Below are 20204 nucleotides of genomic sequence, written 5' to 3' on the forward strand. Positions count from 1 at the left end.
ATCAGGAGTGATTGTTTTGAAAAAATGGCTATCCGCAGTTGCAACCGTAATCTTAATCCTGTCATCCTTAACAGTGGCATTGGCAAACCACGATAAGGGTAAAGGAAAAAGCCAGGACCATAAAAAATTCTTGGTTGGCGCCGAGGCCTTGTTAAATGAGCATAAGGATTTGATTAAAGGCAAACGGGTAGGATTGATTACGAATCCGACCGGAGTCGACCAAAACCTGGTTAGTGTTGTTGATTTATTATTCAATGACCCGGAAGTGAAGTTGACGGCATTGTATGGCCCGGAGCACGGGGTAAGGGGAAGCGCCCAAGCCGGGCAGTATGTCGAGTACTATATTGATGAGAAAACGAAACTTCCTGTTTACAGCCTATACGGAAAAACGAGGAAACCAACACCGGAAATGCTCGAAAACGTGGATGTCCTATTGTTTGATATCCAGGATGTGGGGACCCGTTTCTATACGTATATCTATACCATGGCTTATGCAATGGAAGCGGCAAAGGAAAACAACATTCCGTTCATCGTACTTGACCGCCCAAACCCGCTCGGAGGGACAAAGGTTGAGGGGCCAGTGCTTGATGCATCGAAATATACTTCTTTTGTCGGGAACTATCCGATTCCACTCAGGCATGGGATGACCGTGGGCGAGCTTGCGATGCTTTTCAATAAGGAATTCAATATCGGGGCAGATTTGACGGTAGTTGAGATGAACGGCTGGAAGCGCAACATGTACTTTGATGAAACGCCGCTTGAATTTGTGATGCCATCCCCGAACATGCCGACATTGGAAACCGCATTGGTTTATCCGGGAGGAGCTTTGATTGAAGGCACCAATGTTTCTGAGGGGCGCGGAACGACCAAGCCGTTTGAGTTGATTGGCGCGCCGTTTATCAATGCCGATGACCTGGCGGCTAAACTGAACGGATTAAAACTTCCGGGAGTGAAATTCAGGGCTGCATCTTTCATCCCGTCGTTCTCTAAACATTCCGGGGTGCTCTCTCATGGGGTGCAAATCCATATCACAGACCGGAACTCGTTCAAGCCGGTTGAAACAGGACTGCATATTGTGAAGGCTATCCATGATTTGTATCCAAATGACTTCCAATTCCGCGCGCCTGACAGCAAAGGCATTTCGTTCTTTGATTTGTTAGTCGGAAATGGCTGGATCCGGGAGGGCATTGAAAGCGGAAAGTCTGTAGATGAATTGAAGGCTCAGTGGGAGAATGAGCTTGATCAATTCAAGCAGGTTAGGGAAAAGTATTTGATGTATTAATATAGTAGGAAATCGCCGTTCGATTGAGCGGCGGTTTTTTTGTGTCTAATTTCAAGAGAACCTCATCTCCCGCATAGCAAAAGCCGTTTGTTGGGATAGTAAAAAGAAAACCTGAAGGAGGCAGCCGTAGTGGACAAGGACAAAAAACAGCAGGACAGGCAACCAGATAAATCGAAAACGGGCATGATTCATGTAGGGTATCGTTTTACCAGTGAAAAGAGCGAACATGCCCAGGATGACGGCTTTCGCTATGATTATGATGACTCATCCGATTTGCAATAAAGTGAAGCTTCCATCCGTGGGAAATCCTTTTCCCCACTGATGGTTAGCTGAACCAATCGGACCTTAGTGGGGCAAAAGCAAATAGAGCGTCTTTTCGATTAAGAAAGGATATAATGAATCATCTGGAAAAACTTGAATGTAGTAAGGGACTAAGGCATCGAGGAAAGGAGATTCCATGGGAAAAGAAATTGGCTGGAATTTTGACAATAGTTATCCACACTTGCCACAGACATTTTACACGATGCATAACCCAACACCGGTCCGCGCTCCAAAACTAGCGGTACTAAATAGGCCGTTTGCGGAAACGCTTGGGCTTGATGCGGAGGCATTGGCTGGGGAGGATGGAGTTTCGGTTTTGGCTGGCAACCGGGTACCAGAAGGCGCAACACCATTGGCCCAGGCCTATGCGGGCCATCAATTCGGGCACTTTACGATGCTTGGCGACGGCCGGGCTGTCCTACTTGGAGAACAAATTACTCCTAAAGGTAAAAGGCTGGATGTCCAGCTGAAGGGTCCGGGGAGGACGCCTTATTCACGCGGTGGCGATGGACGCGCTTCACTCGGTCCGATGCTAAGGGAATACATTATTAGCGAAGCGATGCATGGGCTTGGCATCCCGACGACCCGGAGCCTCGCGGTTGTTGAAACAGGTGAACCTGTATACCGTGAAACCGAGCTGCCTGGCGCAATCCTCACCCGTGTGGCAGCAAGCCATATCCGAGTCGGTACGTTCCAATATGCTGCTGGCATGGGTGAAGTCGATGATCTCCGGGCTCTCGCCGACTATGCGATTGAGCGGCATTATCCGGAGATTAAAACCGATGAAAATAAATATTTATCGCTGCTAGAGGAAGTCATAAAACGCCAGGCCAAACTGATTTCCCAATGGCAGCTTGTGGGCTTTATCCACGGAGTCATGAATACCGACAATATGACGATCAGCGGGGAGACGATTGACTATGGGCCCTGCGCCTTCATGGATACGTACGATCCGGCGACCGTATTTAGCTCAATCGACAGAGAAGGCCGCTATGCTTATGGCAATCAGCCGTATATCGGAGCATGGAATCTGGCCCGATTTGCCGAAACGCTTTTGCCGCTTCTTCATGATGACGAGGAAGAGGCTCTTAAAATAGCCAATGAGGCTATCTCCGATTTTGCGAAGCAGTTCCAAAAGAATTGGCTGAATGGAATGAGGGCAAAGCTTGGACTGTTGGATGAGGATGAAGCAGATGGAAACTTAATTAGCGAATTGCTCGGCACTATGGAAAAATACCATGCCGATTATACAAATACGTTCCGCGCTTTAACCTTCGACAAGTTGGAGGATACTGCCCTGTATGAAAAAGAGGAATTTAAAAATTGGTACAAACGTTGGCAGGAGCGTCTTGGCAGGCAAAAGGATTCGAAAGAAGTTTCCCATGAATTAATGAGGCGAAGCAATCCTGCCGTCATTCCGCGTAACCATCGGGTGGAAGAGGCAATTGACGCGGCTGTAAAGAATGGGGATTACAGCGTAATGGAAAAGCTTCTGAAGGTGCTGTCAGAACCATATGCCCACTCAGCTGATCAGGAAGAGTACTGCACACTACCAGACCCAACAGGACGGCCTTACAGGACTTTTTGCGGGACGTAAGCTGGGAAATAGTATAACTTCGAAAAGGCGGCTATCCAAATTGGTTGCCTTTTTTTGATGCTTATACTAGATTAACAAAGTAAATATAGAAGCGATTGTCTTGGAATGGAGGCTGGGGATTGGATGGAAGCGCTGGTTCATGGGATTATATTGGCCTTTGGCTTGATTTTGCCGCTCGGTGTGCAGAACGTATTTGTTTTTAATCAGGGGGCAACCCATAAAAAATTCTCCGGGGCCGTTCCGGTAATTGTAACAGCAGGAATATGTGACACGCTTTTAATTTCCCTGGCGGTTGCTGGTGTGTCGGTAATTGTCTTCAATTTAGAGTGGATAAGGAATTTACTATTTATAGTCGGGTTTTTGTTTCTCGCCTACATGGGATGGTCAATATGGAAATCTGGAGGTGACGGAGTCAGGAATGACCAGCAGGCATCCTTCTCTGCAAAGCGGCAAGTCATGTTTGCCGCATCCGTCTCGCTTCTTAATCCACATGCAATTATGGACACCATTGGGGTAATAGGAACAGCCTCCCTGGTTTATGCTGGTTCTGATAAATGGCTGTTCACCTTGGCCTGTATAGCCATATCCTGGATCTGGTTTTTCTCGTTGGCGGTTGCTGGCAGGAGGATTGGGCAGTTTGACCAGAGAGGAACATTCCTCAAACGCCTCAACAAGGCGTCAGCGCTCATTGTCTGGGGGGTGGCACTTTATATGGGGTATCAGATTCTCTCTTTCGTATAAAATAGTAACCCATCAAATGAGCCTTTTCCTTTTGGAGAAGGCTTTTCGGCCATGGAAAATGCCGTTGTTGGATTGAATTAATTTTCATTTTTTGTAAAAAATAGAAAGAATATTGAATTTTTATCCCCCTCATGTATAATTGTTCAGAATGTATCTTGGAGATTTGTCGAAAATCGACATGATTTGGTGGAAATACAAGAATCGATTCGTTTTTCATAAAATAGGAATGCCCGGAAAAGGAGGCTGAAAATGAATAGCTCTGTAATTATTCAATTTAACAATGTAACAAAGCAATACGATCAAGACCGCCCGGTACTGGATAATGTAAGTTTTGAGATTGAACGCGGGAAGTTTTACACTCTTTTGGGTCCTTCGGGTTGCGGGAAGACAACGATCCTCAGGCTGATTGCCGGATTTACGGAGGCAAGCTCTGGTGATATTTATTTTAACGAAAAGAGGATTAACAGCCTGCCAGCCAACAAGCGCCAGGTAAACACAGTTTTCCAGGATTATGCGCTGTTCCCTCATTTGAATGTGTTTGAAAATGTCGCTTTTGGCCTTCGGATTAAAAAGATGAAGGAAACCGATATCAAGGCGAAGGTTCGAGAAGCACTTCAGTTCGTGAACCTGGTTGGGTATGAAAACAGGGAGATTACGGAAATGTCGGGCGGCCAGCGCCAGCGTGTCGCGATTGCCAGGGCGATTGTTAATGAGCCAGAAGTTATCCTGCTCGATGAGCCGTTATCCGCCCTGGATTTGAAGCTGCGTACAGAGATGCAGTATGAATTGCGTGAACTTCAGCGCAGGCTTGGCATCACATTCATTTTCGTCACGCACGACCAGGAAGAAGCACTGGCAATGTCTGACGAGATATTTGTCATCAATGAGGGCAAAATTCAGCAAAGCGGAAGCCCTACTGATATTTATGATGAGCCGATCAACCGTTTTGTTGCAGATTTTATCGGTGAATCCAATATTGTCAAAGGGACAATGGTCCGCGATTATCTGGTTGAGTTTACGGGCAAGCAATTCGAGTGCGTTGACCAAGGGTTGAATCCTAATGAACCAGTTGAAATTGTCATCCGCCCGGAGGATTTGGAAATCACTTCATTGGAAAAAGGGAAACTTCAGGTGCAAGTGGATTCCCAGCTTTTCCGCGGGGTCCATTACGAACTAAGCTGCTATGATAATGCGGGGAACGAATGGCTTGTCCATTCAACGAAAAAAGCGGGCGTTGGCGACCAGATCGGCCTGTATTTTGAACCGGAAGCGATCCATGTCATGCGGTTGGGTGAAACGGAAGAAGAATTTGACCGGCGGTTAGAGGCCTATAAGGACGGAGACGGCGAATGAACCGGAACCTGACCCGCCAGCTATACATGGTCCCCTATACGCTCTGGATGATTTTCTTTGTTATTGCGCCAATTTTATTGGTAGTCTATTATTCTTTCCTGAATATTGACGGCCATTTTTCCCTGGAGAATTATCAGAAATTCTTTACGCCTGTTTATTTGAAGATGGTATTCAGTTCTTTTTGGTATGCGTTCCTAATTACGCTTTTTTCCTTGCTTGTCGCCTATCCGACTGCGATGCTGCTGACGAAAACGAGGCACAAGCAGCTTTGGCTTTTGCTCATCATTGTTCCTTCATGGATTAATTTGCTGTTGAAGGCTTATGCGTTCCTTGGCATTTTCGGGACGTACGGGGCAGCCAACCAGTTCCTTGAGGCAATCGGGATTGGGACGAAGCAAATTCTGTTTACCGATTTCAGTTTTATCTTCGTATCCGTCTATATTTTTATCCCGTTCATGATCCTGCCAATCTTCAATTCGCTGAATGAGTTGAATCCGGTGCTCCTTGATGCGGCAAATGACCTCGGCGCCTCCAAATGGACGACGTTCAAGCGGGTTATCTTCCCCCTGACAATTGAAGGGGTGAAATCAGGCTGCCAGGTTGTCTTTATCCCGGCACTTTCCCTGTTCATGCTGACACGATTGATCGCGGGCAACAGAGTCATCACGCTTGGAACGGCGATTGAGCAGAATTTCCTTGTGACGCAGGATTGGGGCATGGGTTCGACAATCGCGGTGTTTTTAATTATTGCGATGTTTGCCATTATGGCCATGACAGGCATCCGAAAGCGGGGTGTTTCACGTGGATAAAAGATTATCCCCACTCTCAAAGCTATTTTTGGTCCTGATTTTCTTTATTTTGTATTCACCTATTTTCTTTCTGATTTTTTATTCTTTTAACAGCGGGGGGAAAATGTTTGGCTTTGAAAGCTTTACCCTGGATTGGTATAAGGAATTATTCACCGATACCCGCCTGTTGATCATTGTCCTAAATACGCTCGTTGTGGCGCTGCTTTCGGCGCTGTTTGCCACGATTATCGGCGTTGGTGGCGCGCTCGGAATCCACTATATGAGGAAACGGTCGACGAAAAATGCGCTACTGTCGCTCAATAATGTGTTGATTGTCAGCCCGGATGTCATTATCGGGGCATCATTCCTGATTTTGTTTACCGTTTCCGGGTACAAACTCGGATTTTATTCTGTTCTCCTGTCCCATATAGCGTTCAGCGTACCGATTGTCGTTCTGATGGTGCTCCCGAAATTGACTGAAATGAGTCCCACTTTGGTCGACTCAGCGAGGGATCTTGGTGCAAATAGCTGGAACGTACTGACGAAGGTTATTTTGCCCTACTTGTCGCCGGGAATCATGGCCGGTTTCTTTATGGCCTTGACCTACTCGCTTGACGATTTCGCGGTTACATTCTTTGTAACAGGGAATGGGTTCAGTACGCTGTCGGTCGAAATTTATTCATTGGCGCGCCGGGGGGTTTCCCTGAATATTAATGCCCTGTCGACACTGCTGTTCCTGTTTACAACTATCCTGGTTGTGGTCTACTACTTTATTACACAACGGCAGAAGCCGGCTGGAATGGGGGTACGTAAATGAGGCAGCTTATGCGTTTATTTATCGCCATCGTTCTTGTTTCGGCCATTTTGCTCGGGATTATTTCAAAATTGAATGATACAAAAGGGTATTCAGGCGGCAACACGGTGACGATTTACAACTGGGGAGATTACATCGACCCCGATTTGATTAAGCGTTTTGAAAAAGAAACAGGCATTAGCGTTGTATATGAAACATTTGATTCCAATGAAGCGATGATGACAAAGATCAAGCAGGGTGGAACAGCCTATGATATCGCGGTTCCATCGGAGTACATGATTGATAAGATGCGCGAGGAGAAAATGCTGATTCCTCTTGACCATTCGAAACTGCCGAATTTGAAGAATATAGACCAGCGCTTCATGGATTTGCCGTTCGACCCAGAAAACAAGTATTCCGTTCCTTATTTTTGGGGGACGGTCGGAATTGTCTATAACCCAAAAATGCTCGAAGGAAAAGAGATTACGGGCTGGAACGACCTTTGGGATCCCGATTTTAAAAATGAAATCCTTCTTGTTGATGGCGCCCGTGAAGTTATCGGCATGGGTCTGAACAGCCTTGGCTACTCGCTGAATGACACGAATAAAAAGCACCTCCGCCAGGCAAAATCAAAGCTTGATACGCTGACGCCGAATATTAAAGCGATTGTCGGCGATGAAATCAAGATGCTGCTTGCAAATGAAGAAGCCGCAATCGGACTGGTTTGGTCGGGAGATGCCGCGGATATTATGGGTGAAAACGAAGACCTCGACTATGTCGTTCCGAGTGAGGGCTCCAACCTGTGGTTTGACAATATGGTCATTCCAAAAACAGCGAAAAACAAGGAAGCGGCCCACAAGTTTATCAATTTTATTCTTGATCCGGAAGTTTCCGCCCAGAATACAGAATGGGTGAGCTATTCGACCCCGAACAAGGAAGCTCTTCAGTTTATGCCGGAGGAAATGACGTCCGATGAACGCTTCTACCCATCCGAAGAACTGACGAAAAAGCTTGAGGTGTACAAAAACCTCGGCCAGCGGAACCTGGCGTATTACAACGAGTTGTTCCTTGAGTTTAAAATGCACAGGAAATAGTATTGGAGGCACCCGATTAGGGTGCTTTTTCTTTTTCGGTAGAATATACGAACAGTGCCTGGCACCGCCCGAAAAATCTTGTTTCACAGTGGTTTCTTTTACACGATTAGTGAGGCAATGGAAACGTCCCCCGCCTCTTTTTGCGGACTGAGGCAATGGAAACGTCCCCTGCCTCACTGCCTCACTGCCTCACTGCTTCATTTCACATATAGACAGAAAATGTAAAACGAATTATACTTAAGTTCACTAATATTTAAGTAACCTAATTAAATGCGGGGTGATGAAAGTGGCGGAAATGGATAGCGAGGTTGCCCAGAAGTTAATTAATACATTTATGCAGTTTCGAAGGGGTGGCTGGCATGAGAAAAAGATTGCCGGTTTTAATCCGAGCGAATTTAAAATAATGGCTGTGATTAAGCAGGGAATGAAGGACAATGGCGGGGGAATGAAGGTTTCCGAGATTAGCCATAGTCTGCATGTGACTCCGCCAACGGTGACACAGCTTATCAATGTCCTTGAAAAGGATGGGCTGGTAGAGCGGACGATTGACCCGAACGACCGCCGTTCTGTGAATGTTAAGCTGACAGCCGAGGGCATTGATGTCACCAGGAAGGCCAGGAAAGCGTTTAGGGAAACCTTTCTGGGTTTAATTGATTATCTTGGAGAGGAAGACAGCGATAAGCTAGCAGAACTGCTCGCCAAGGTGAATGAGTATTACCAAAACCTAAACCGCAAGTGAGAAAGAAGGAACTAATTTATGAAGAAATTAAGCAGGTTTTTAAAGCCCTTTGCCTTTTCTGTTGGAATCGTCCTCATCCTTGTGTTTCTCCAATCCTTATCCGATCTTTATCTGCCAACCTTAATGGCAGATATCGTTGACTATGGTGTTGTAAAAGGAGATTCGGCCTATATTTGGAAAATTGGCGGATATATGCTGCTGGTTGCTGCTGGTGGGATGATTTGCTCGGTCGGGGCAAGTTATTTTTCGGCTAAAATTGCTTCAGGATTCGGAAAATCACTCCGAAGTAGAGTGTTTTCCCATGTGTCCGGGTTTTCCCTCCATGAATTTGACCAGATTGGTACGTCCTCGTTAATTACGAGGACGACAAACGATATTACCCAGGTTCAGCAGGTACTGGTCATGATGCTGAGAATGATGATTATGGCGCCGATGATGTGCATTGGCGGAATCATTATGGCGGTCTCAAAGGATGCAAAGCTGACTCTTGTGCTGGCGGTTTCTTTGCCAATCCTTGTTTTGGCGATTGCCATTCTCGCCAAAAAAGGGCTGCCGCTTTTCAAAGCCATGCAGGTTAAGCTCGACAGCCTAAACCGTGTCTTGAGGGAAAATCTGACTGGAATCCGCGTCATCCGCTCTTTTAACAGGATTGAACACGAGAAAAAACGCTTTGACAAGGCTAATCTGGATTTGACGGAAACAGCTATAAAGGTAAATAAAATTATGGCGTCGCTCATGCCGATTATGATGATCGTCCTAAACCTGACAACCGTGGCGATTATCTGGTTCGGGGGCATTCGGATCAGCAACGGGCACATGCAGGTAGGAGATATGATGGCGTTCATCCAATACGCGATGCAAATCATGTTTTCCCTGATTATGGTATCGATGATGTTTGTCATGATACCGCGCGCTTCAGTTTCCGCGGGGAGGATTAACGAGGTGCTCGAGCTGACAGCGGATATTAGCGATCCGGTCAATGGAAAGAAACCGGCAGAGGAAAAGGGGATTGTCGAGTTCAGGGACGTGACTTTCAGGTATCCGGGTGCGGAAATCCCGGCTTTGTCTACTATCAGCTTTACGATGAAGCCTGGGGAAACAACCGCTGTTATCGGCGGCACAGGGTCCGGGAAATCAACTCTAGTTAATCTGATTCCGAGGTTTTACGACATCGACAACGGCAGCATCCTTGTTGACGGGATTGATATCCGGGAGATGAAGCAAGAAGATTTAAGGGAAAAAATCGGTTTCGTGCCGCAGCAGGCAGTGTTATTTTCCGGAACGATTACCGACAATATCCGTTTTGGAAAAGAAGGCGCTACTGAAGAGGAGATTCGCCATGCAGCTGAAATTGCTCAGGCGAAGGATTTTATTGAGGCAATGCCTGAAGGATATGAATCCGTCATTTCCCAGGGCGGGACAAATGTTTCGGGAGGCCAGAAGCAGCGTTTGTCGATTGCTAGGGCGCTGGTCAGGAAGCCGGAGATATACATTTTTGACGACAGCTTTTCCGCGCTTGATTTTAAAACAGATGCAAAGCTCCGCGAAGCATTAAAAGAAGAAACAGCGGATTCCACGATGCTGATCGTCGCCCAGCGTGTCAGTACCATTATGGATGCCGACCAGATCATCGTCCTTGATGAGGGTTCAATATCAGGAATCGGTACGCACAAGGAACTGATGGAAACAAATAAAGTTTACCGGGAAATCGTCATGTCCCAGCTTTCCGAGGAGGAGATCGCCTGATGAGTAAAGGAACTGAAAACAATAGCCATAGTCAGGGTCCCCGTGGAGGCGGGTTTGGGCCGCCTGGAATGGGTATGCCCGTCCAGAAAGCCAAGGATTTTAAAGGAACGTTGAAACGGCTGATAGGCTATTTAAAGCCATATAAGTTGAAGCTTCTCGCTGTGTTGGCCACAGCGATTATCAGTACGATTTTTGCCATCGTCAGCCCGAAAATTATGGGAAAGGCAACGACAAAGCTTTTCGAAGGCCTGATGATGAAAATGAATCGCGTACCGGGAGCGGAAATCGATTTTGATTACATCGGGCAAATCATCCTCATCCTTATCGGCCTTTACGTTTTAAGCGCGGCGTTTTCCTATTTGATGCAATACATGATGGCGGGGGTAGCGCAAAAGACGGTTTATAACTTGAGGAAGGAAGTCGAAGAGAAGCTTAACCGGCTGCCGTTAAAGTATTTCGACTCGAGGACGCATGGTGAAATCCTCAGCCGGGCCGTCAATGATGTAGATAATATCAGCAATACGCTCCAGCAAAGTATGACCCAGCTGATTACCTCGGTCGTGACAATTATCGGTGTCATTATTATGATGCTGACAATCAGCCCGCTCATGACGCTAATTGTCATTGTGACCCTTCCCTTGAGCGTTGTTGCGATCGCGAACATCGCGAAGAAGTCGCAAAAGCATTTTATGGGCCAGCAGAAATCTCTGGGAACGCTAAATGGCCATGTTGAGGAAATGTATACAGGCCACAAAATCAGCAAGGTATTTGGCCATGAACGGAAGTCGCTGGAAAAATTCGAGGAAGTGAATGAAGAACTCTACCAATCCGCTTGGAAAGCGCAGTTCATTTCCGGGATGATTATGCCAATCATGATGTTCATCAACAATATCGGCTATGTCCTCGTTTCCGCTGTCGGAGGAATCCTGGTCATGAAAAAGGCGATTGAAATCGGTGATATCCAGGCATTCATCCAGTACGCGAGGCAGTTTTCCCAACCGGTTGCGCAAACGGCGCAAATCGCGAATATCATTCAATCCACAATCGCCAGTGCGGAGCGGGTCTTCGAGATTCTGGATGAAACCGAGGAAGTTCCTGAAGCAGCGGCAACAAAGAAACTTTCCAAAGTGAATGGAGATGTCTCCTTCAATCATGTTTCATTCGGTTATAAAGAGAATGAAATTTTAATAGAAGATATGCATATCCACGTCAGGCCGGGCCAAAAGGTGGCCATTGTCGGTCCCACCGGGGCAGGAAAAACGACGCTTATCAATTTGCTGATGCGATTCTATGAGGTGAATGCCGGAGAAATCCTTATCGATGGGGTTAACATTGCCAGCATGAAACGAAGCGATCTTCGGGGCCTGTTTGGAATGGTCCTTCAGGATACATGGCTGTTCAATAGCACAATCCGTGAAAACATCGCTTACGGCAAAGAAGGTGCTTCGGAAACGGAAATCATTGCGGCTGCCAAGGCTGCCAATGCCGACCATTTTATCAGGACCCTTCCTGAAGGATATGACACAATCCTGAACGAGGAAGCGTCGAATATTTCGCAAGGGCAAAAGCAGCTCCTGACAATTGCCAGGGCAGTTCTGGCTGATCCGGCCATCCTCATTCTTGATGAAGCGACAAGCAGTGTCGATACCCGCACAGAGGTGCAAATCCAAAAAGCGATGGACCGGCTGATGGAGGGTCGCACCAGCTTTGTCATTGCCCACAGGCTTTCAACAATCCGTGATGCCGATCGGATTCTCGTGATGAACCACGGAAAAGTCATAGAGCAGGGGACCCATGAGGAATTGCTTGAAAAAGGCGGCTTTTATGAGGACCTGTACAACAGCCAGTTTACAGGAAAATCGAAAAATGCCGGCTAGTTTTAACGGTCATCCTTGTTTTTCTATAACAAAAATGCTTTTAATACATTAAATAGATTAGTGGCCCCCTCACTGAAAGGCAGCTGACCATTCCCAGGCAGCTGCCTTTTGCTATTTTTCGGAGTTAGCGGAATCAATTAATAAAATGCTCCATATTGGAAATTTTGTGAACTTTTTAAAGTGTGTTGTCCACTGAATAGTTTAGTGTTATAATCTGATAGTGTGATAATATGGTAACGCATTAAAGTGTTTTTAACTAAAATAAATTTAACAAAAAGGATGGTCTTTCACAATGAAACGTCTAGCGATGATTGCATTTCTTGTCTCAGCGTTGTTTATGGTTCTAACAGGATGTTCCGGCAGCTCCACTTCCGGAAAAGGAAAAGGCGATACGCTCGTAATTGGCATTGATGATAAATTTGCGCCGATGGGCTTCCGTGATGAAAACAACAAGCTCACCGGTTTTGATATTGACTATGCGAAAGCGGCTGCCGATGAAATGGGTATGAAGGCGAAATTCCAGCCGATTGACTGGAAAACGAAAGAATCCGAGCTTAGCAGCGGACGGATTGACTTGATTTGGAACGGATACACTATTACAGATGATCGAAAGAAAAAGGTTCTCTTTACAAAGCCTTATCTTGAAAATGCACAGGTAGTCGTCACACTTGCTGATTCAAATATTACCAAGCTTGCTGACCTGAAAGGAAAAGTAGTAGGGCTGCAATCCTTGTCTTCTGCTTCAGATGCGCTTGATGCTAACCCGGTAAGATCACAGATTAAAACAGTAACTGAATTCGCCGACAATGTCATGGCACTCAATGACCTGAAAAGCGGCAGGCTGGACGCGGTCGTCATCGATGAAGTTGTCATAGATTACTACATGGCAAAACAAGCAAACACATTCAAAATCCTTGATGAAAGCCTTGCTCCGGAACAATACGGAATCGGCGTAAAAAAGGGAAATGAAGAACTTCTTGAAAAGCTGCAGAAGGCCCTTGATAAAATGAACGAAGACGGCACCGCCGCCGAAGTTTCGAAAAAATGGTTTGGGGAAGATAAAATATTAAAATAATAGCTGAATAAAGAACAGAACAGGATTTCCGAGGGGAACCCTGTTTTGTTTTCGCTTTTGATTATGGAGGAATTCCAATGTCTCTTGATTATATTATTTCCATCAGCGGGCCGATGCTAGAAGGCGCAAAAATGACAATCCTGTTGTTTTTCATCGCCATTATCACATCCATCCCGCTAGGGTTTTTACTGACTCTTGCAGTAAAAAGCAGCTTCAAGCCGCTCTCTTGGCTGGCCCAAGGATATATTTACGTCATGCGCGGCACCCCGCTTTTACTTCAGCTCTTGTTCATCTGCTTCGGGCTGCCAATGATCCCGGTAATCGGGGAGTATTTGGTGCTCGACCGGTTCGTTGCGGCTTCGCTAGGATTTGTGCTGAACTATGCGGCTTATTTTGCCGAAATTTTTCGCGGTGGACTGCTTGCCATCGATAAAGGCCAGTTTGAGGCGTCACAAGTGCTTGGCTTGAGCAAATGGCAGACGACAGTCCGGGTCATCCTCCCGCAAATGTTCAGGATTGCCCTTCCGGCTGTTGCGAACGAATCTGTAACACTTGTAAAGGATACGGCGCTGCTATACGCAGTTGCGGTACCTGAGCTGCTCCACTTTGCCCAGACCGCGGTTAACAGGGACTTTACCATTGTCCCATTCTTCGTAGCCGGGGTGATTTACCTAGCCATGACACTCGCCTTGACGGTATTTTTTAAATGGATTGAACGAAGCTTTAAATTTGAATAGAAAGGGGTGGGGAAAATGGCTATCATTGAAGTAAGCAATCTAAAAAAGTCCTTCGGTCCTGTCGAAGTGCTGAAGGATATTTCTTTTAACGTAGATAAGAATGAAGTAGTTGCCATTATCGGTCCATCGGGTTCAGGAAAAAGCACGATGCTCCGCAGCCTCGTCCAGCTCGAAAAAATTGACGGGGGCAGCATAGCCGTCGACGGGGAATACCTCGTAAAGGACGGCGTTTATCCAAGCCAGCAGGAAATAAAGAGGATCACCACGAAGATGGGAATGGTATTTCAGCATTTCAACCTGTTTCCTCACCTGACTGTGAATGAAAATCTTGAGCTTGCCCCAAAAGTTGTCAAGAAAGAAGCATCTGAAGGGCTAAAGAACCGGACCGAAGAGCTTTTGGGGAAAATTGGCCTCTCGGGCCATGCGAACGCCTACCCGTCCAAGCTGTCGGGCGGGCAGAAACAAAGGGTTGCGATTGCCCGGGCGCTCATGATGGATCCAGCTATCCTCCTGTTTGATGAGCCAACCTCCGCGCTTGACCCTGAATTGACCGGCGAGGTGCTCCAGGTTATGAAGAAGCTTGCCGAAGAGCATATGACCATGATTGTCGTCACGCACGAAATGGGATTCGCGCGGGAGGTGGCAGACCGTGTCATTTTCATGGATAACGGGGAAATCATCGAGTCAGGGCCGCCATCGGAAATTTTCACGAATCCGCGCAATGAACGGACCAAGGCGTTTTTAACAAGAAGTTTTAAATAAGGGGAATTCTATTTGACCAGGCGTAGCCGGATTAAAGGAAGAGATGCAGTTGGACATAGAACGCTATAAAGATGCCTTGTTGAATATAAAAACTGCCGGCAGCCAAAAAGGGTTTTTAAAATCGATTCATTACCATCCTTATGAACCGACTCCCTATGAGGCGCTTGAAAACCTATTTAATGAATACGAACTTTCAAGCAGTGACAAGCTTGTTGATTATGGCTGCGGCAAGGGCAGGATGGCGTTCTATGCCAATTACGTATTCAACGCATCCGTTGTAGGCATCGAAATGAATGAGGTTTTTTACCATGAAGCGGTGGAGAACAGGAACGATTATCTTGCAAAAATGAAAAGGCGAAGTGACAAGATTGACTTTTGCTGCTGCCTGGCCGAGGAATACCTTATTCAGCCAAAGGACAACAGGTTTTACTTCTTCAATCCTTTTACTCTTTCTATTTTTATAAAAGTGGTGAATCGGATTCTTGCGTCCGCAGAAAGCAGTCCACGGGACATTGACTTGATTCTCTATTATCCGTCCGGGGATTATGTCCAGTACCTTGAATACCAGACGGGCTTTGAACTGTATAAAGAGGTTATTTTACCTGACTTGTACGAAAAAAATCAAAATGAGCGGTTCCTGGTGTACCGGAAGAAAGTTTAATAGAGCATCCCGTCAAAAACGGGGTGCTTTTTGCTTTTTTAGCGTGTTTTTTTGAAGAAAGCCATCTTAAGAAGCGGTGTAAACCAAATTAGCAGGCAGTATTTACACTTTTTATGCACCTAAACCAAACTGGGGAACGTATTTTTAAGACTATAAAAAATTATTCGCCCCGTTATTTGAAGGATTCACCCCATTTTTTCAATTATTCGCCCTGTTATTTCATGTATTCTCCCCTATTTAAATTTTCAGAAAATGTACGGGAGATTCTTGCTGAAAAACAAAAAATGTACTCACTTTGGCTTGTATTATTAGGAAAGTAGAGAAGAAGGACAAAGTTCCTTTGCTTAAAAAACGTCCTTTTGGTAAAATGTTCACAAACTTGATTCTTTACGCTCTAAAACGGTACGGTATACTTAACTTAATGATTTTGAAAGGGGATAACACATGCGCAAGCGGAAGTTTTTGCCGGCTGTCCTGCTCTTAATGGCTTTTGCACTCGTTTTGGCAGGCTGTTCCGGAAAGAAAGTCCTTTTGGATGAACAAGGCAAGGAAGTTTCATTAGAAAATAAGGACAAACCTTCATTAGTCTTTTTCTTCACCGGCAATACCTGAGACTATTGCAAATCGCAGCTGGTCGAGCTGCAGAACAATAAAGATTTATTAGCCGAATTTCCGGGTGATGTCTATGCTTTAAGTGCCGCTTCTCCGGAAGACCATAAGGAAATGAAGAAAGAACTGGGGCTGGATTATACCCTTCTTTCAGATAAATATTTGACGTTGATTGAAAAGGCTGAATTAAAAGATCCAAGCGGCCCTAAGTCAGTAAGGGGCTTTGCCATCCTTGATAAAAATGGGAAAGTCCTCGAGTCCCAGCAGCTGGATCCATTCGGCGACCAGGTCGGCGAAATCATCCCATATGCCTCCCAAAAGGTTGGCGGCCAATAAAAACTATACCAACTGCCTGTTCCATTCTGGACGGGCAGTTGTTTTTTCTATCGATCCTGTAAAAACCACATTGAGGAATTACTGGAAATTTGGTATTTTAAAAGTAATAGAAAAAATGCCATAACGATTCATCGGGCATTAAGGGGAAAACATGAAAAATAAGAACTTCATCAAGAATAAAGGAAAACTAATTTTGCTCTCCTTCACTGGTTTGGTACTGATATCCGAAATTGGTTCCATGCTTCTTCCGTTTAACAAACAGTTTTTTCATGTCACCGCCCTGATCGTTACGGGCCTTTTAATCCTCGCTGTCCTAAAAGGAGTAGATTTGACAGCGGAGGAACTTCAGAAGAACAGGCAGCGGTTGAAAGACATTTTTGATACGCTGGATGTCGCGATTTGGTCCCATGATTTGAAATCCAATCACCTGATGATCACCCCTGGAATAGAAAAGCTTTATGGCTATACCTTCCAGGAGTTTTACCAGGACAATGAACTTTGGCGGAAAGTGATTCATCCGGATGATCTATATGTTCTGCCGGTAAGGGAGAAAGCATTTGCAAGAGGAGAAATAATTACAAGCATCTACCGGATTATCCGCCCTGATGGGGAAATCCGCTGGATTCAGGATAGGGGAATTCCTACGGTCAGGAATGGAGAGCTAGTTGATTTCAGCTCAGTTCTATTTGATATTACCGATAGAAAAGAGAGTGAAAATCGTTATAAAAGCCTCGTAGAAATGTCGCCTGACATCATTGCTGTGTACAGCAGGGAGAAGATAGATTATATAAATGAGACGGGTGCGCTTGTTTTCGGTGCAGCATCGCCAGAAGACTTGATAGGAATTCCGCTTTCAAATCTTGTCCCAAAGAAGGTTCTAAGCGAACTGAGGTACCGGGAATTGACCATTGGCGATGATGTCGGGGACAAGATTAATGTTGAGTTCCAGGCAGCTCGTCTTGATGGGAAGTTGATTGATCTTGAAATGGTCTCCATGCCCATTTTCTTTGAAGGAAGGGCGGCCAGGCAAATTGTGGGCCGTGATATCTCTGAACGGAAAAAGGCGGAGCAGATGATCCAGAATATGGCCTACTATGATGGATTGACCGGGCTGCCAAACAGGAATCGATTCAGGGAGAAGCTGAATGAAGCCCTGCTCAACAATAAGGGGCAAAAGCTTGCTGTACTTTTCCTTGATCTTGATAGGTTTAAAATCATCAATGATACAAAAGGGCATACTGCAGGCGACGAACTGCTAAAATCGGTCGCTTCCAGGCTTGCCGCGGCTGTCAAAAAAGACGGCATCGTTTCCCGCCAGGGCGGGGATGAGTTTATCATCCTTTTAAATGATGGAAGCCGTGACAAGATTGTTAGGGTTTCAAAAAGGATATTGAACGATTTCTCAAGGCCGTTCGGAATTAATGGCGAGGAGTTTTTTGTGACGCCAAGCATTGGGATTAGCGTGTATCCATGCGATGGGGCTGACGGGGAAACGCTTATCAAAAATGCCGATACTGCGATGTACCTGGCAAAGGACCGAGGGAAAAATAACTATCAGTTTTACACATCCCACCTGCATGGGCTCTCTTCAAAGAAGATGGAGCTCGAGACCGGGTTACGGAAAGCGATTGAACTTGGGCAGCTGACACTCCATTATCAGCCTCAGGTTGAATTGGAGACAGGCAATATTATTGGCGTCGAGTCGCTGATCAGGTGGGAGCATCCTCAAAAGGGGTTGGTTTCGCCAGCGGAATTCATCCCGCTTGCCGAGGAAACAGGGCTGATAGTCCCAATTGGGCGATGGGTGCTGAAAAAGGCATGCGAGCAGCATCAGCTTTGGCAGGAGAAAGGGTTTCCTCCCCTTACGATTTCCGTGAATATTTCCGTAAGGCAGTTCCAGGATGATAATTTTGTCGAGTCGGTAAAGAGAATTCTTTTGGAAACAGGAATGGATCCAAGTTCTCTTGAGCTGGAAATAACCGAAAGCATTATGCAAAATTTTGAGCGGTCGATCACCATTCTTGGCCAATTGAACCAATTGGGATTAAAAATAGCTCTGGATGACTTTGGGACAGGCTATTCATCGTTAAGCAACCTGAAACACCTGCCAATTGATACGATTAAAATTGATAAATCCTTTCTGGATGACATTCAAGCTGATGCACTTGAAGGAGCAATGGTCAAGACCATCCTCGATATGGGCTTGAACATGAGATTCCATGTCATTGCCGAAGGAATCGAAAAGCCCGAACAAGTCGGCTATTTACTTTCAAACGGCTGTACGGTCGGGCAGGGCTTCCATTTCAGCCGGCCCCTTCCGCCATCACAAATAGAAAGGCTTTTGAGCAAGCCAATTCTCGTTTCATAAAAACAAGTATAAAAGGCAAATCTCCTCCTTTAGGGGAATTTGCCTTTTATAATTTAGGATAGCCATAGGTTGCAAATATTACTGTTTTGTATGACGATGGCTATGAGAGTTTCTATAATGATCGGACGGGATTTTATCAGATTTACAGTGTAAAAAGGAAATTATAGAGAATAGGAAGATTGAGGAGGGGTTTGAAGTGGAGATAACGAAAAAGCTCTTTGGGGAGCTGGAGGGAAAGCCGGTACATGCGATTACAATAAAAAATCACAATGGCATGGGTATCACTTGCCTGGACTATGGGTGCATCATATCGGCAATCCGCGTCCCGAATTCAAAGGGAGAAATTGAAAACGTCGTTTTAGGCTTTGAAAACCTTGAAGATTATGTAAAACATTCTCCTTATTTCGGGGCTGTCGTTGGCCGGATGGCAGGGAGGATTAAAGAGGGACGTTTTACTCTCGATGGGAAGGAATATACTCTTGCTAAAAATAATAACGGCAATCATCTTCATGGCGGCCTGAAAGGATTGGACAAGGTAATTTGGGATGTTCAAGTCCATATAGAGGGTCCTGTCGCGAAAATTGAATTTACATATGATAGCCCAGATAACGAAGAGGGATACCCGGGAAGTGTTTCCCTCCGTACAGTTTATACGCTGACCGATGATAATGAACTGAAAATCGAATTTTTCGGGACAACAGATGAGAAAACAATTCTTAACCTGACAAACCACACGTATTTTAATTTGAGCGGAAACGGGAAATCGACAATTCTTGGCCATACTCTTCGAATGGATAGCGAGAGGTTCCTTGAGTTGGATGAAAACTTAATCCCGACGGGAAATCTCCTTGAAGTCGAGGGGACTGCCTTTGATTTCCGGCAAGGGAGAAAGCTTTCGGACGGACCCGCTTCCGGCCATGAGCAAAATATTATTGCCGGCAAGGGGTATGACCATCCATTTGTCCTCTCGAAAAAGAAGGAGCCTGTTATTGAATTGATTTGCAGCGAAAGCGGCAGGAAATTGGAAGTAGAAACGAACCAACCGGCTGTCGTTGTCTATACATCCAATCAATTGGAGGGCAGCTTTCTGCTTAGCGGAAATGTGAAACCGGAACGATATTTGGGAATTTGCTTGGAGACGCAGATTTATCCGGACGCCATTAACCAGCCATCCTTTCCTTCTTGCGTGCTTGATAAGGGTGAGAAGTACTATTCCTACACAAAGTTTACCTTCACATGCATGTAAAAGGGGAAGTGATCGACCGTATAGACGGCCGGGCAGCAGCCTAAAAAGATTTATGTCGCCACTAAACTTGTACTAAGAA

18 protein-coding genes and 1 pseudogene are annotated in these 20204 nt (G+C 45.7%); all 19 read left to right on the top strand.

What is annotated here, in order from left to right; translation table 11 throughout:
- Positions 1-16: 16 nt before the first annotated feature.
- The 19 genes and pseudogenes from AR337_RS12460 to AR337_RS12540 all read left to right on the top strand — a co-directional run bounded on the left by AR337_RS12460 (position 17) and on the right by AR337_RS12540 (position 20125).
- Entirely contained in the window at positions 17-1282 is a 1266-nt protein-coding gene (locus tag AR337_RS12460) for an exo-beta-N-acetylmuramidase NamZ domain-containing protein (protein WP_059172351.1), read from the top strand.
- Between the two features lie 129 nt (positions 1283-1411).
- Positions 1412-1564, top strand: coding sequence for a hypothetical protein (locus AR337_RS23180; protein WP_156424389.1), 153 nt, complete (start codon positions 1412-1414; stop codon positions 1562-1564).
- 175 nt (positions 1565-1739) lie between these two features.
- A complete protein-coding gene (locus tag AR337_RS12465; RefSeq protein WP_059172352.1) occupies positions 1740-3200 on the top strand; it encodes a YdiU family protein in 1461 nt (486 codons plus the stop codon).
- A gap of 123 nt (positions 3201-3323) precedes the next feature.
- Positions 3324-3941: a LysE/ArgO family amino acid transporter gene (locus AR337_RS12470; RefSeq protein WP_059172353.1), complete on the top strand. Its 618-nt coding sequence runs from the start codon at positions 3324-3326 to the stop codon at positions 3939-3941.
- Positions 3942-4190: 249 nt separating this feature from the next.
- Entirely contained in the window at positions 4191-5294 is a 1104-nt protein-coding gene (locus AR337_RS12475) for an ABC transporter ATP-binding protein (protein WP_059172354.1), read from the top strand.
- On the top strand, positions 5291-6103 hold the full coding sequence (locus AR337_RS12480; protein WP_059172355.1) for an ABC transporter permease: 813 nt from the start codon (positions 5291-5293) through the stop codon (positions 6101-6103). Before AR337_RS12475 ends, AR337_RS12480 begins: the two co-directional genes overlap by 4 nt.
- Positions 6096-6899, top strand: a complete 804-nt coding sequence (locus AR337_RS12485; RefSeq protein WP_059172356.1) for an ABC transporter permease — start codon at positions 6096-6098, stop codon at positions 6897-6899. Before AR337_RS12480 ends, AR337_RS12485 begins: the two co-directional genes overlap by 8 nt.
- The gene (locus AR337_RS12490; protein ID WP_059172357.1) at positions 6896-7969 is read left to right on the top strand and encodes a PotD/PotF family extracellular solute-binding protein; all 1074 of its coding nucleotides are present in this window, start codon (positions 6896-6898) and stop codon (positions 7967-7969) included. The genes AR337_RS12485 and AR337_RS12490 overlap by 4 nt, the downstream gene beginning before the upstream one ends.
- A gap of 295 nt (positions 7970-8264) precedes the next feature.
- Positions 8265-8708, top strand: a complete 444-nt coding sequence (locus tag AR337_RS12495) for a MarR family winged helix-turn-helix transcriptional regulator (RefSeq protein WP_059172738.1) — start codon at positions 8265-8267, stop codon at positions 8706-8708.
- 18 nt (positions 8709-8726) lie between these two features.
- Entirely contained in the window at positions 8727-10454 is a 1728-nt protein-coding gene (locus AR337_RS12500) for an ABC transporter ATP-binding protein (RefSeq protein WP_059172358.1), read from the top strand.
- On the top strand, positions 10454-12331 hold the full coding sequence (locus tag AR337_RS12505; protein ID WP_059172359.1) for an ABC transporter ATP-binding protein: 1878 nt from the start codon (positions 10454-10456) through the stop codon (positions 12329-12331). The genes AR337_RS12500 and AR337_RS12505 overlap by 1 nt, the downstream gene beginning before the upstream one ends.
- A 292-nt stretch (positions 12332-12623) precedes the next feature.
- A complete protein-coding gene (locus AR337_RS12510; protein ID WP_059172360.1) occupies positions 12624-13406 on the top strand; it encodes an amino acid ABC transporter substrate-binding protein in 783 nt (260 codons plus the stop codon).
- Positions 13407-13483: 77 nt separating this feature from the next.
- The gene (locus AR337_RS12515; RefSeq protein ID WP_059172361.1) at positions 13484-14143 is read left to right on the top strand and encodes an amino acid ABC transporter permease; all 660 of its coding nucleotides are present in this window, start codon (positions 13484-13486) and stop codon (positions 14141-14143) included.
- A gap of 15 nt (positions 14144-14158) precedes the next feature.
- Positions 14159-14905 carry an amino acid ABC transporter ATP-binding protein gene (locus AR337_RS12520; RefSeq protein ID WP_059172362.1) on the top strand — a complete coding sequence of 249 codons (747 nt, stop codon included), beginning with the start codon at positions 14159-14161 and terminating at the stop codon, positions 14903-14905.
- A gap of 49 nt (positions 14906-14954) precedes the next feature.
- A complete protein-coding gene (locus AR337_RS12525; RefSeq protein WP_253701676.1) occupies positions 14955-15566 on the top strand; it encodes a class I SAM-dependent methyltransferase in 612 nt (203 codons plus the stop codon).
- A gap of 444 nt (positions 15567-16010) precedes the next feature.
- Positions 16011-16178: a hypothetical protein gene (locus AR337_RS23185; protein ID WP_156424390.1), complete on the top strand. Its 168-nt coding sequence runs from the start codon at positions 16011-16013 to the stop codon at positions 16176-16178.
- Positions 16179-16193: 15 nt separating this feature from the next.
- Positions 16194-16511: pseudogene (locus tag AR337_RS12530) on the top strand (redoxin domain-containing protein); the annotation flags it as partial.
- Positions 16512-16662: 151 nt separating this feature from the next.
- Complete coding sequence (locus AR337_RS12535; protein ID WP_059172365.1) at positions 16663-18879, top strand: bifunctional diguanylate cyclase/phosphodiesterase; 2217 nt, start codon at positions 16663-16665, stop codon at positions 18877-18879.
- A gap of 196 nt (positions 18880-19075) precedes the next feature.
- On the top strand, positions 19076-20125 hold the full coding sequence (locus AR337_RS12540) for an aldose epimerase family protein (RefSeq protein WP_059172366.1): 1050 nt from the start codon (positions 19076-19078) through the stop codon (positions 20123-20125).
- Positions 20126-20204 lie beyond the last annotated feature (79 nt).

The organism is Bacillus sp. FJAT-27445, from assembly GCF_001510665.1.
Lineage (GTDB): Bacteria > Bacillota > Bacilli > Bacillales > Cytobacillaceae > Bacillus_D.

Coding starts and splice junctions, on each gene's coding strand:
- AR337_RS12475 (WP_059172354.1), top strand. CDS start 4,191: ATGAATAGCTCTGTAATTATTCAATTTAACAATGTAACAAAGCAATAC.
- AR337_RS12505 (WP_059172359.1), top strand. CDS start 10,454: ATGAGTAAAGGAACTGAAAACAATAGCCATAGTCAGGGTCCCCGTGGA.
- AR337_RS12465 (WP_059172352.1), top strand. CDS start 1,740: ATGGGAAAAGAAATTGGCTGGAATTTTGACAATAGTTATCCACACTTG.
- AR337_RS12520 (WP_059172362.1), top strand. CDS start 14,159: ATGGCTATCATTGAAGTAAGCAATCTAAAAAAGTCCTTCGGTCCTGTC.
- AR337_RS12490 (WP_059172357.1), top strand. CDS start 6,896: ATGAGGCAGCTTATGCGTTTATTTATCGCCATCGTTCTTGTTTCGGCC.
- AR337_RS12470 (WP_059172353.1), top strand. CDS start 3,324: ATGGAAGCGCTGGTTCATGGGATTATATTGGCCTTTGGCTTGATTTTG.
- AR337_RS23185 (WP_156424390.1), top strand. CDS start 16,011: ATGCGCAAGCGGAAGTTTTTGCCGGCTGTCCTGCTCTTAATGGCTTTT.
- AR337_RS12495 (WP_059172738.1), top strand. CDS start 8,265: ATGGATAGCGAGGTTGCCCAGAAGTTAATTAATACATTTATGCAGTTT.
- AR337_RS12480 (WP_059172355.1), top strand. CDS start 5,291: ATGAACCGGAACCTGACCCGCCAGCTATACATGGTCCCCTATACGCTC.
- AR337_RS12500 (WP_059172358.1), top strand. CDS start 8,727: ATGAAGAAATTAAGCAGGTTTTTAAAGCCCTTTGCCTTTTCTGTTGGA.
- AR337_RS12515 (WP_059172361.1), top strand. CDS start 13,484: ATGTCTCTTGATTATATTATTTCCATCAGCGGGCCGATGCTAGAAGGC.
- AR337_RS12510 (WP_059172360.1), top strand. CDS start 12,624: ATGAAACGTCTAGCGATGATTGCATTTCTTGTCTCAGCGTTGTTTATG.
- AR337_RS12535 (WP_059172365.1), top strand. CDS start 16,663: ATGAAAAATAAGAACTTCATCAAGAATAAAGGAAAACTAATTTTGCTC.